This window comes from Acidovorax sp. (assembly GCF_046314175.1).
GTDB lineage: Bacteria > Pseudomonadota > Gammaproteobacteria > Burkholderiales > Burkholderiaceae_C > Acidovorax.
In genome coordinates, this window is the sequence record NZ_JBKBXG010000024.1 from 49,742 (window position 1) to 61,805 (window position 12,064).

Consider the following 12,064-nt stretch of genomic DNA (forward strand, 5'->3'; position numbering starts at 1 on the left):
TCCATCTTCTTTTTCGCCCAACTTCCTGATGAGCCGACGGGTAAGACGGCGAAACGGGCCTTCGGGCTCGTCGAAGTAGCTCAGGCCGTGAAGAGCAGGGAAATCCTCTGTCTGGCAAACCTAGTCTGCGATCCCCCATGGAGCCCTGTCGAAGTGGCGGGAGGCGCAGAAAGAGTCGGCGGTGAGCTGGCGCGCAGGGAGAGTACCCCTGCCCACTTTTCGGGGCGGCAACTGCGGTTGCCATGCGTTGGTCGGGGTTCGGGCATTCCTCGTTATTTCCACCATACACATCAGCGATGGCGTTTCCAGTGCTTTCCTAGAAGCGCGCCGCCCCACCCTTTTTCAACCGCGCCGGGGAGTCTCCTCCCTCCCTCACTTCTCAGTTCCCCCGGCACGCCCCGCAAGGGCAGCGGTTCTTTTTTCCCCAGCCCGCGCCATGCGGGATTTTTTTCGTCAATTCACTACGAAATTTATAGCTGCAAGCGCTTATCTGTAAAGCGCTCCTGACTGATTTCAATCATTTTCTGGAGAGACCATGCACAACGTCCACGCGACCATACAGCCTCTGCTGCGCGTCCCCGGCGCACCGCCCCCCATCACCGAGCAAGAACTGCAGCGCCTGCGCAAACAGGCGTGGGCAGAGGTGGCGGCAATCGAGGCCAGTGACAACCACTACCACCGTGCGCTGCAGGACCAGCAGCAACACCTGCATAGCCTGGGGATGCTGTCGTGAGCCGAGTCGTCTGCCAATTCTCCTGCGGCGCGGCTTCTGCCGTCGCTACAAAGCTCACGCTGTCCAAGTTCGGTGCAACGCACGATGTCCAGATCATCAATGCGTTTGTGAAGGAAGAGCACCCGGACAACCGGCGCTTCTTGCTTGACTGTGAAAAGTGGTTTGACCGACCGATCACTGTGCTGCGCGATGAGCGCTACGGGGCGTCAGTCATTGAGGTGTTCCGCCGCGAGCGCTTCATGAAGTCCCGGTTCGGCGCGCCCTGCACAGCGAAGCTCAAGCGCAAGCTGCTAGACCAGTGGCGCCAGCCCGGCGACGTGATGGTGTTCGGCTACACAGCGGAAGAAGAAGACCGCTACGAAGACTTCAAAGACCGCAACCCAGATAAGCAAGTGCTGGCGCCTTTGATTGAGCGCGGCCTGGGCAAAAAAGATTGCCTCGCCATGCTTGAGCGTGCTGGGATTGAGCTTCCCGCGATGTACCGATTGGGCTACAGCAATGCCAACTGCATCGGATGTATCAAAGGTGGCGAGGGCTATTTCAGGGCAATCCAGCAGGACTTCCCGGAAGAGTTTGAAAGGCTATGCCAAGTGCAAGAAGCAATCGGACCAGGCGCCTACCTGTTCCGAAACCGCTCAACTGGCGAACGCTACAGCCTGCGTGACATACCGCCAGGCAAGGAGCGCCGCGATTTATCCCCCCCAGCCTGCGGCCTGCAGTGCGAAATAGCAGAACAGGAATACAGCGCATGAGCGAACTTCTCAACCGAATCCGCACCGCCCAGCGACAAGCCGGTGAAGACGTGGTGATGCAGCACCTGCAGCGCATAGGTCTTGCCGACGAGTGCCAGACCCGTGCAGAACGCGATGCTCCGGTGGCCCTAGCTGCATCCATCGCAGCCCAGGCCCAAACCCGAGAGCTGAACGCCCTGCGCAGCGAGCGCGACACGCTGCTCAACGCCCTACGACAGATCGCCTTGACCGAGGCCTGCAGCAACTCGGACCCCGAGGTGATGGGCAAGGCCCTGGATAACTGCGTGGCAATCGCCCAGGGCGCGTTGCGCTCATGCCAGCAGCGTGTGCGGTGCACCGCCCCCCCCGAGGCGTCGGCCATTGGCGCCACGCTGGACCCCGAATCTATCGAGCAAGGAGACCCCTCATGAAAGACGCCGTTTGGCTTATCGCCGCCGTGCTCGCCCTTGGGCTGGGCGCAATCGCCGGGCACGAATCCGAGGCCGCTGCAGAGCCCTCCGAGATTGAGCAGGCTCAGCACTCGCGGGACTTCGCCGCGCGCCATGTCTGCAAGGGCCAGCCCTTCGAGTGGGAGGGCGACGTTCTGATCTGCCACCGGGAGCGGCCGTGAGGCGCGCACGCAGGCTCCAACGCGCAGCACTGCGCGCAATCAACTTCACCTTCATTGCCCTGGCAACCGCCGCCGCTACAGGCCTTTGCTCCGGGCTCATTCAACCGTTCTTCACGCCATGAATCAACAAATCATTGAAGCGGCGCCGCAAGCTGGCGCCGCCGAAGTAATCACCTCCAAGACCGCCCTTGCCACCCTTGAGAAAGCCGCTCTTGCCGAGCTGAGCGTAGTAGACGCAGGCATTGCGGCGCTGCGCAGAAAGTACCGCAACAAGACCTACGACGTGGCCACCGCCGAAGGCATGGATGCCGCACGCAAGGCACGCATGGACATCCGGGATCGCCGTTTCAAGGTGCCTCACATCGTCAAAGAGCAAAAGGCTGCCATCAAGAAGGTGGCCGAAAAAGTGGACAGCGAAGGAGAGCGCATCGTGGCCGCGCTGCTGGAGCTGGAAACCCCAATCCATGACCAGATCAAGGGTGAAGAAGACCGCAAGGCCGCGATCAAGGCGCAAAAAGAGCGCGAGGAAGCCGAAGCTGCGGCGCGCGTAGAGACGGCCATCGCGGACATCCTTGCAAAGCCTGCAGATGTTGCAGGCAAGTCGTCTGAGCACATTGCACTGGCCATCGAAGCGCTTGATGCTGTGCCTGTGTCGCTGGAACTCTATGGCGACGCAGCAGGCCGTGTTGATTCTGTCAAGGCCGCCACGCTGGAGCGTCTGGACGGAATGCTCCAGGCCGCCCAGGCACACGAGAAAGAGCAGCAGGAGCTGGCGGCACAGCGCGCCGCACTGGATGCAGAACGCCAGCGTCAGGAAGAAGCCGCACGCACGCAGCGTGAGCAGATGGAACAGCAGCAGCGCGAACACGACGCACGCATGGCAGAGCAGCGTGCCGCACTGGAGAAGATGCAGCGCGAAACCCAGGCCCAGGCCGACGAGATTGCGCGCAAGGCTGCCGAGCAACGCGAGCAGGCAGAGCGCATCGAGCGCGAACGCCAGCAGCGTGCCAAAGACATTCAGCGCCGCATCGACGCTATCCGCTCATCCCCCGAAACGCATGCTGATAGCAGCGCTGCCGCCATTGCGACGGCACTCCAGGCGCTGGACGGCATGTTGATCGTCGGGGACTACTTTGATGACCGCACAGCCGAGGCGCAAGCAGCGCGCAGCACATCACGACAAGCACTGACCGTCATGCACGCCAGCGCAACCGAGCGCGAGCGCATCCAGTCCGAGCAGGCCGCCGCTGAGCGCCGCATCAAAGAAGAGCAGGAAGCCGCCGCCCGCCGCAAAGCCGATGAGCTGGCCGCCCAGGCTGCAGCCCTCGACGCAAAGCGCAAGGTGGCAGAGCAACTGTTCGACGCCGTCACCGGCCTGCTGGGCTGCGAAGAACTTGCGGGCGAAGTGTCCGAAAGCACCCGTGGGCTGATCAAAAACGCCCACGACGTTATCGCACAAGCAACCACCACAACCACCGCTTAAGACAATGAACGAAAACACGACAACACAGGCAGGCCCAATGGCTTCGGCCATTTTGGCCATGCAAGCCGGGCTCAACATCAGCGAAGTCAAAGCACTGCAGATCGAGCAGAGCGCGTGGGAAAAAGACGAGGCCCGCAAAGCGTTTGTGGCCGACATGGCTGCGTTCAAGGTGAACCCGCCAGAAATCCTCAAGGACAAGACCGCATTCAAACCAGATGGCGACGGCGGGTTTGAGTCCTACGACTACGCAACCATTGGCAACGTGTGCGAGCAGATCATCAAGGCCGCTGCCGCGCACGGGTTTTCACACCGCTGGGTTCCAAGCCGCAGCCCTGTAGACGGCAACATCGAAATATCTTGCGAGCTGGCGCATCGTGGCGGGCACATCGAAACAACCCGACTCGACGCCCCAGCAGAGCGTGACCCAAGCCTGACAGTGGCGCAGTCCGAGCAATCGGTACGCACATTTCTGCAGCGCTACTCGCTGCTTATGGCCTTCGGGTTCGCCCCCAAAGACAGTCCAGACGACGATGGCCGTGGCGGCGCCGACATGCCCAAGCCCGCTGATGATTCCGTTGTTCAGGGCTGGTGCATCTACGCCAGGGATGCGAAGACCCCGGAAGCGCTGGCCGAGGTGCGAAAGCAGGCCGCAACTGCGTTCAGCGATGCGGGCGACGTGCGCGGGTGGAATACGGTCAAGTTGGCGCTTGATGCGCGCCTGCAGGAGCTTGGGGGCGCACCATGACACGCTTCACCATCAGCCACCATGCCCAGGGCTCACCCGAGTGGTTCAAGGAGCGTATGGGGCTTGTGACCGGCTCCGAAGTCTCCGCGCTCTATGCCAAGGCAAAGTCGGATCGCGGCGACTCCAAGACGCGCGCAGGCTACATGCGCCGCATCGTTCTGGAGCGCCTGGGGGTGCCGTCCAAGGACAACTCTTTTCGCTCCCCGTCGATGGCCTGGGGCAATGCCACCGAACCCCGCGCCCGCCTGGCTTTCGAGGCCCGCACGGGCTACGTGGTCCGCGAGGCTGGGTTCTGCAAGCTCAATCGGCTGGCGGCAGGGTGCAGCGTAGATGCCTTTATCCACGGCGACGAAATCAGCGCGCGCCGCCTTGGGGTGCTTGAACTCAAGTGCCCCGACAGCAAAACCCACCTGCTGTACCTCGAAGACCGCACGGTGCCGACCATCTACGTGCCGCAGATCACGCACAACTTGTGGGTGACAGGCGCGCAGTTCGCCAAGTTCGTTTCCTTCGACCCGCGATTCCCGCCTGACATGCGCCTGCTGATCGTGCACGTAGAGCGCGACGACGCGGCCATTCGGGAGCACGAAACCCTGGTGCGTCAGTTCCTCATGGAAACCGATGCACATGAAAAACAAATGCGGCTGTGCGCCGCCTGAAAGACCCTATGTCATCAAACCGCCAACTGCTGGAGGCCGGTACAGCCAAGCGCGCCGACCTTGTAAAGGTTCTGCTCGAAGAGCTTCACCTTGAACCTGACTTCAATGCGCCGGAAAGCGCAGAGGAATTTGACTCGCGCGTTGAGGGGATCGTGGCCCACCTCGCTGGTGGGGGCACGCTGCCACCGCTTGAGGTGCGCGACCGCGCCGAAGGGGGCAAATTTGTTGTCGATGGGCACGCACGGCGCGAAGCCTATGCCAGGGCTGTGGCTCGTGGCGTTCCGGTGCATGACCCAAAGGATGGCCGTGTCTACGTGCTGACCATACCCTTTGTTGGCAATGACGCTGACCGCCACCTGCGGATCATCACGTCCGCAGAAGGCCGCACCCTGAGCCCGTTGCAAACCGCCACGATCCTCAAGCGGTTGCGCGCCTTCGGCTGGGGGCTGGATGACATCGCCAAGCGCATCAATCGCACCCCTGAGCGCGTGCGCCAGCTTCTGGAGCTGGGCGATGCGAACAGCGACGTGCAGGCCATGGTGAAGTCGGGCGAAGTCTCCGCCACCGTGGCCACCGCTGCAGCGCGCAAGCACGGCGAGCAGGCCGGTGCAGTCCTGGCCGAGCAACTGGCCGAGGTCAAGGCACAGGGCGGAAAGAAGCTCACGCCCAGCAAAGCCGGACCCAAGAAGCCCAAGGCATCAGACATCGCAGAAGAGCGCGAGCGCCTGGACTGGCTCATCGACCAGCGCGCCATGGTGGCGCGCGGCAAGAAAGATGACCTCGTGGGCGATGAATCCACCACCGGCTACTGGGTCTTCTGGCCCGATGACGGCAAGGTGCAGCCCGGTCTTTTCCAAGATCCTCGCGCCGCAATCGACGCGGCCAAAAAGAAGGAGCCAGAGCATGTTTAAGAACCTCATCGTCTATCGCATTGCCTCCGGGTGGTCCATGGACATTACCCATGTGGAAGAAGCCCTTGCAAAGACACCCTTCTTGGAGTGCGGTGCCACGCAGGCGAAGTCATCTGGGTGGGTTCCGCCGCGAGGCGAAGAAAACGGCGCGCTCGCGGAATCGGTTGGCGGCCAGTGGGTGCTGCGCCTCATGACAGAAACCAAGTCGGTTCCTGGCAGCGTCCTGGCGCGCCGGGTGAAGGAAAAGGCCGACCGCATCGAGAAGGAAACTGGCCGCAAGCCCGGCAAAAAAGAGAGCAAGGAACTCAAGGATGAGGCCATGCTTGACCTGTTGCCTATGGCGTTCGCCAAGCAGGCGAGCACCTGGGTGTGGGTTGACCCACGCTCGCTTACGCTGGTGCTGGACACGTCCAGCCAGGGCCGGGCCGATGAGGTTGTGAGCTTGTTGGTCGAGGCCCTGCAAGGCTTGTCTGTTTCTCTCATCAACACGCAGACCAGCCCACAAGCCGCGATGGCCCACTGGCTCAAGGAGCAGGAGCCGCCCGTTGGTTTCACCGTTGATCGCGAATGCGAGCTGAAAAGCGCGGGCGAATCCAAGGCTGTCGTGAAGTACGGGCGACATCCGCTGGACATAGCCGAGGTGCAGGCCCACATCGACGCGGGCAAGCTGCCCACTCGTCTGGCAATGACCTGGGATGACCGTGTTTCGTTCATGCTGACCGAAGGCATGCAGATCAAGAAGCTGGAGTTTCTGGACACCGTGTTCGATGGCAAGGCCGACGATGGAGGTTTTGACACCGACGTGGCCATTGCCACAGGCGAACTGTGCCGACTCTTGCCCGATCTGTACGCAGCACTGGGTGACGAGGTAGTCCCAGAAATTCAGTCAGCCACCTCTTCACCTTCGGAATGACGCTGCAACCGTGGCGTTCTTATTCCGATGCCCAGAGTGTCGGACCAGGCGCCGCGACTATGGGCTTTTCACCCAGCACCTGACCGACAGCGGCCACGCACTGTGCCGATGCGGCGGGTATCACTACAGCCACCGACCCGGCTCCCCTTTCTGCCACCAGAACCCGTACAGCCCTGCCCTTGAGGCATCGCGCGCTGGGGTATGCGATGAGGAAGTGGAAGCCATTGCGTCTCAGATCGCACTCGAAATTGCGGTCACGCACCCTGAGCGAAAGCCCAGGCCCACGGACCCGGTGAAGCGCTCACCGGCTACCCACCACCCCACCACAAGCCCGCCACCGTTGCGGGCTTAATTTTTGGCCGTCACATGAACATCGCACTTTTCTACGACACGGAAACCACGGGCCTCCCACTCTACGACCAGCCAAGCGACGATCCACGACAACCACACATCGTGCAGCTTGGCGCCATCCTCGTGGACCTGGATGCTCGCAAGGAAATCGCCTGCCTTGACCTGATCGTGAAGCCCGAGGGCTGGGAGATTCCAGCAGACACCACCCAGGTGCATGGCATCACCACCGAGCACGCCCGTGATGTCGGTGTCCCCGAGTCATTGGCTGTGGACATGCTCCTTGCGCTGTGCGGCCAGCGCAAAAGAATCGGGCACAACGAGCCATTTGACGCACGCCTTTTGCGCATCGCCCTCAAGCGCTTTGCCGACCCCCGCAACATCAGCGCAGCGACTCTGCCATCCGACATCTGGAAGGCTGGCGCCAGCGAATGCACCCAACGCATTTGCACCCCACTGCTGACCACCCATCGCAAGGCCCAGGGCCTCAAAGGCAAAACGTGCAGCCTCGCAGAGGCGCACGAATTGCTGCTGGGCAAACCCATTGAGGGCGCGCACAGCGCTATCGCTGACGCTCGCAGTTGCATGAGCGTGTACTTCGCCATTCAAGACCAAGCCGCCAAGGAGCAGCGCGCATGAACCCAGCAAATGCCCTATCCCAGTTGAGCCCAGGCATGGCTGAGTGCCATGCCCGCCTGATGGCCGTTGCCAAGCACGGCACGCCAGAAGCATTTTCTGCAACCCTTGCAGGCGTCCTGCAGCGCGCAGAGCTGTCCATCAGCAATGCCTATGACGCTGGCGCCCAGTCGATCCAGGTTGATGCGGCGGCAGCACCTGATGCCGCGAACGAAATCACCAAAGCGTTTCGCGAGTACCTGACCGTGCACCCTGGCATCAAGCTTGGAGGGCATGAGGCCGACACCGTTGCGCGCGAACTGGCGCTCATCGCGCAGCCAGACGCGCAGCCAGCCGAGCGCATGCCATCGTGGATGCAGTACGACAAGCGGTACGACATTCTGACCATACACGGCAAGCGCTACTCCGCTTCAATGTTTGGGGATGATGGTTTTATCGCACCAGCTGGCACGCTGCTGCGCGTGGAAGCTGGCGATCCGGATTGCGTCACCCTTCACAAGATCACAGCAGTGCAGCCAGTGGCTCAGGATGGGGCCTTGGGATTGCTCAAGTTCAACGATGACATGGGCGCATCCATCACCGGGCTACCGGCGATGACCATCAAGCCTGGAGACGAGTTCTTGATCTTCCCCAAGTCCCCCGCGCAGCCATCCAGCGATGGCACGGCGGACCAATGGAGCAAATCGGAGATTGATGCGGCTATCAAGGTGAACGCGCCGCCATGCATTGAAGCCGTCATAAATCCCGATGTCGCAGCCACGGCGCTGCGCGCATACATCAAGGATTGCGAGGCCCACGCCATCGTGCCGGACGTTGGCGGAGCATGGCACGCAGCATTCCTGGCTGGCGCAGCATCCCGTGGGAAAGCGCCAGCCGTTGAGAATGATCTGTGGCGGAAAAGGCTCCTGACCGAAGACATAGCTTGGTTGGAAATGTTCGTACCCAACACCAAGGAGCGCTCGCACATCATCACAGTATTGCGTGGCGTCAGAGATGGGCAAGCATCAGCCGGGGCGGTGCCGGATGAGCAACTGATTGCCGAGTACGGCATAAAAGCCAGCCGGATGATGGCCCGCGATCTGACGCGGTTTGATGCGGCCTGTGAGGTCGATAAGTACCTCAGAGAGCAGGGCGCACCGGGCTACTACAGACACCGCATGAGCATAATTCTGTTCGGCAATGTGGAAGGCACGGAGGCATCAAGAGCGCCTGAGAATTCAGAGCCATCCACCACGGCACAGGCGGCACCATCCGCCCCGTTCAACGCTGAGACGCAGGACCAAATCGCAGCAGTGATGCTGCAGCATGGCACCGAGGCTCAACAGCGCGCCGCGCTCGCCTATGCCAGCGGGACGGCACCAGCCGCTGGCGCAGTTGCGGGGCCGAGCAGTGCCGACGAGCTTGCGCGCGACCTGAAGAAGGCCATCGAAACCGCGACAGAACTGCGCGAGCAGCTGACGCTGATGGAGGAACACGCGCGCGGGGGGGTGTGGCGCTGGCAGGCCGATGGCACCGATGACTTGGCGACGATGGGTAACCGCATGGGCGTGTTGATCTACGCATCGGACCTGCGCAACCTGATCGCCGCCGCGCCCACCCCAGCCGCCCAGCAGGGGGATGCACGCCTTGGTGCTATTGAGCAGGCCATCCGCGACTACCACTACGCACTGGACACGAGGCAGCATGGCGGAGTGGCACAGGACCGCGCCATCATTTCGATCTGCACCACCCTGGAAATGCACTGGGAGCAAGGCAAAGAAGCAAACCGCCGCGCAACCTTGGCACAGAAGGAGGGCAACACCCATGGCAACTGAACCGACGAATCCAGAGCTGGCCGAGGTCTACAAAGCCGCAAACGGCGAAGACATTGGCAAGGCCCAGCCACTGACAACCGCCCGCATCTTCAACGCAATGCGTGCCGCTGTGGCGCGCTGGGGCCAGCCATCCGAGGCGACAGCGCCGGTTGCGCCGGACTTCTACACAGCCTGCGCATTGAATGAGGACAGAGGTGAAGGGCGGTGGATCGCCATTCCTGGCTACAGCGACGTGACAGAGCACGGCGTGAAGAACCGCGTTCTCGAAGTTGCGCGCAAGGAAGGTTACAAGGGAACCGCCACCGGTCGCCTGATGGAGTTGGGCTGGGAGATTCGCCAGGTCTATCTTTCTGCCCCACCCCCACAAGACGCCCGAAAGGTTTTCCTGGTGGCCACCGGTGAGGAGCACGAAGGCGAGGCAACTTACACGCGCTACGACGATGCGCCACCACCTCTGTGCGACTCGGAATGCCTCTACACCGCTGCGCCCACCCCACGCGCAGCCCGCAAGCAAGAAGGGGCTTGAACATGAACCTCAGTCAACGCATCAAAAATCAATTCGCAAAACTCATGGGCAAGAAGACCATCCGAATCAGCTTCGGCGACAACAAGCGCAGCATTACCGATGCCAACGGCAGGGTGTGGGTGTTCACGGTCCGTGATGATGGCAACGACACCATCAGCGCCAAAATCGCAGGAGTGCAGCCAACCGAGGAAGAGGCCAAGCCGTTCTTGGTCGCCGTCAAGCTCTGGATCATTCAGGGTTGCGTGGTGGACGCCAACGGCAAATGTCAGTGGGTGGCGCCATGACAGCGCAAACCTCTGGCCCAGGCGCCGCGCCTGATGTATTCCTTCGGGAAAAAAAGGTTCTTGAACAGTACGCCCCCGTGCATCGCGTGACGTGGTGGCGATGGATCAAAGCGGGAATAGCACCTCCAGCAGTATCCCTTGGCCCTCGCGTCATGGCTTGGCGGCAGTCTGATCTGGAGCGCTGGCAGCGCGGCGAATGGACAAAAGATGATCCGCCCAATCCTGCATGAGTGGTCGGCGGCGTTCCAGCGCGTCCTTGCGCCGGTATGCCGCCTCCACTTTGTTCCCAACCGTGTGCGCAAGCGCGGCCTCCACAATGTCCCGCTGGTATTCAGTGTGGTCCCCCGCCCAGTCGCGGAAGGTGGACCGGAATCCATGCGGGACATACACCAGACCACGCTTGCGCATCAGCACGGTCATAGCCATATCTGACAGCAGCTCGCCCTTCGCAGATGGGAACAGCAGCTCGTTGTCTTTGAACTTTGGCACCACGGACAGCAGGTGCAATGCCTGCGTGCTCAGGGGAACCCTGTGCTCTACCCCACCCTTCATTCGGTCGGCGGGAATTGTCCAAACACCTTCCTCCAAATCAAACTCAGACCATCTGGCGCCGCGCACCTCGCCCGAGCGTGTAGCTGTCAGCACCAGCAGGCGTAGCGCCAGGGCGGCGGTGCCCTTCACGCCCGCCAGCACATTCATGAAGGCAGGCGCCTCATCAATCGGCATCGCCGGGTGGTGCTCCGTCTTTTTGATCTTCTCTGGTTCTGGCAGCACCTTGTCCAGCAGCCCCTTCCAGCGCGCCGGGTTGTCGGTATCCCGCCAGCCCTGCACCGCAGCGTAGGCCAACACAGACTCCACGCGGCCGCGCACGCGGGTGGCTGTCTCAGTCTTGGCAGACCAAATCGGCCGCAGCACATCCAGCACATTCGCCATGGCCACATCCGCAACGTCCATATCCCCGATGAATGGATACACGTAGGTTTCAAGCGTGCTTGACCACTGGGCTTTGTGCTTTTCGTTCTTCCAGCCTTCTTTCTTTCCGGCGATAAATTCGGCTGCAACTTTGCGGAATGGATGTGGTGTCTTCGGCTTTGGTGGCGCCTCCTTGGCTGGGGGCATGGGATTCACCCCTTGGCGTACCATCTTGCGCTTGTCACGCGCTTCGTCACGCGCCTGAGAAAGTGAGACATCCTCATACCGGCCAAGGCCGATATCTCGGCGCTTGTCCCCGACTATGATCCGGCAGACCCAGAGCCTGCTACCGGCATCGGTGATCCGTAAATGCAGGCCCTCAGCACCTCCAACAGGGTAGCGTCCTGGGGTGCGCAGCTTGGCTACGGCTGCGGCTGTAAGTTCTTTGGCTCGTTTTGGCATGACGAATCCTATCCCATGCCCACAACCTGCCCACATACGCGCTGCAACTTTGTGGAATCGCATGCAGCAGCACGCAACAAGAAAATTCCAATATTCCCATCAAAATCAACAACTTAGCAACTGCATGCACTTATATGCAGCACTAAGTCTGCGGACGCCCTCTCCGCCAAAAATCAAAAAGCGTCCTTCGGGGCGCTTTTTTCGTTTCGGCCTCTCAAGTGACACGGAGCGCTTTCAGCGCCTCCTTCCCGCCTCGCGAAATGCCGGGAGCGGTGG

At 61.4% G+C, this 12,064-nt stretch carries 15 protein-coding genes; 14 read left to right on the forward strand and 1 reads right to left on the reverse strand.

Annotated elements, in window-relative coordinates:
• Positions 1–535 precede the first annotated feature (535 nt).
• From ACK4OE_RS09160 to ACK4OE_RS09225, 14 genes are all read left to right on the forward strand, one after another.
• On the forward strand, positions 536–733 hold the full coding sequence (locus ACK4OE_RS09160; protein ID WP_409884469.1) for a hypothetical protein: 198 nt from the start codon (positions 536–538) through the stop codon (positions 731–733).
• Complete coding sequence (locus tag ACK4OE_RS09165) at positions 730–1,485, forward strand: hypothetical protein (RefSeq protein WP_409884471.1); 756 nt, start codon at positions 730–732, stop codon at positions 1,483–1,485. Before ACK4OE_RS09160 ends, ACK4OE_RS09165 begins: the two co-directional genes overlap by 4 nt.
• Positions 1,482–1,895, forward strand: a complete 414-nt coding sequence (locus ACK4OE_RS09170) for a hypothetical protein (RefSeq protein WP_409884473.1) — start codon at positions 1,482–1,484, stop codon at positions 1,893–1,895. The genes ACK4OE_RS09165 and ACK4OE_RS09170 overlap by 4 nt, the downstream gene beginning before the upstream one ends.
• Entirely contained in the window at positions 1,892–2,095 is a 204-nt protein-coding gene (locus ACK4OE_RS09175) for a hypothetical protein (protein WP_409884476.1), read from the forward strand. The genes ACK4OE_RS09170 and ACK4OE_RS09175 overlap by 4 nt, the downstream gene beginning before the upstream one ends.
• Positions 2,096–2,213: 118 nt before the next feature.
• Entirely contained in the window at positions 2,214–3,578 is a 1,365-nt protein-coding gene (locus tag ACK4OE_RS09180; protein ID WP_409884477.1) for a hypothetical protein, read from the forward strand.
• Between the two features lie 37 nt (positions 3,579–3,615).
• The gene (locus tag ACK4OE_RS09185) at positions 3,616–4,323 is read left to right on the forward strand and encodes an ERF family protein (protein ID WP_409884479.1); all 708 of its coding nucleotides are present in this window, start codon (positions 3,616–3,618) and stop codon (positions 4,321–4,323) included.
• Entirely contained in the window at positions 4,320–4,982 is a 663-nt protein-coding gene (locus ACK4OE_RS09190; protein ID WP_409884481.1) for a lambda exonuclease family protein, read from the forward strand. Before ACK4OE_RS09185 ends, ACK4OE_RS09190 begins: the two co-directional genes overlap by 4 nt.
• Before the next feature lie 8 nt (positions 4,983–4,990).
• Complete coding sequence (locus tag ACK4OE_RS09195) at positions 4,991–5,893, forward strand: hypothetical protein (RefSeq protein ID WP_409884483.1); 903 nt, start codon at positions 4,991–4,993, stop codon at positions 5,891–5,893.
• A complete protein-coding gene (locus ACK4OE_RS09200) occupies positions 5,886–6,806 on the forward strand; it encodes a recombination-associated protein RdgC (protein ID WP_409884485.1) in 921 nt (306 codons plus the stop codon). The genes ACK4OE_RS09195 and ACK4OE_RS09200 overlap by 8 nt, the downstream gene beginning before the upstream one ends.
• A 366-nt stretch (positions 6,807–7,172) precedes the next feature.
• Positions 7,173–7,793: an exonuclease domain-containing protein gene (locus ACK4OE_RS09205; RefSeq protein WP_409884486.1), complete on the forward strand. Its 621-nt coding sequence runs from the start codon at positions 7,173–7,175 to the stop codon at positions 7,791–7,793.
• Positions 7,790–9,604: a hypothetical protein gene (locus ACK4OE_RS09210; RefSeq protein WP_409884488.1), complete on the forward strand. Its 1,815-nt coding sequence runs from the start codon at positions 7,790–7,792 to the stop codon at positions 9,602–9,604. Before ACK4OE_RS09205 ends, ACK4OE_RS09210 begins: the two co-directional genes overlap by 4 nt.
• Entirely contained in the window at positions 9,594–10,130 is a 537-nt protein-coding gene (locus ACK4OE_RS09215) for a hypothetical protein (protein ID WP_409884490.1), read from the forward strand. The genes ACK4OE_RS09210 and ACK4OE_RS09215 overlap by 11 nt, the downstream gene beginning before the upstream one ends.
• Positions 10,127–10,414: a hypothetical protein gene (locus tag ACK4OE_RS09220; RefSeq protein WP_409884492.1), complete on the forward strand. Its 288-nt coding sequence runs from the start codon at positions 10,127–10,129 to the stop codon at positions 10,412–10,414. The genes ACK4OE_RS09215 and ACK4OE_RS09220 overlap by 4 nt, the downstream gene beginning before the upstream one ends.
• Positions 10,411–10,644: a helix-turn-helix transcriptional regulator gene (locus ACK4OE_RS09225; RefSeq protein ID WP_409884494.1), complete on the forward strand. Its 234-nt coding sequence runs from the start codon at positions 10,411–10,413 to the stop codon at positions 10,642–10,644. Before ACK4OE_RS09220 ends, ACK4OE_RS09225 begins: the two co-directional genes overlap by 4 nt.
• On the opposite strand, the gene ACK4OE_RS09230 is transcribed toward ACK4OE_RS09225, so the two are convergent.
• Positions 10,565–11,788 (reverse strand): tyrosine-type recombinase/integrase, encoded by a 1,224-nt coding sequence (locus tag ACK4OE_RS09230; RefSeq protein ID WP_409884495.1) that lies wholly within the window; start codon positions 11,786–11,788, stop codon positions 10,565–10,567. The genes ACK4OE_RS09225 and ACK4OE_RS09230 overlap by 80 nt on opposite strands.
• Positions 11,789–12,064 lie beyond the last annotated feature (276 nt).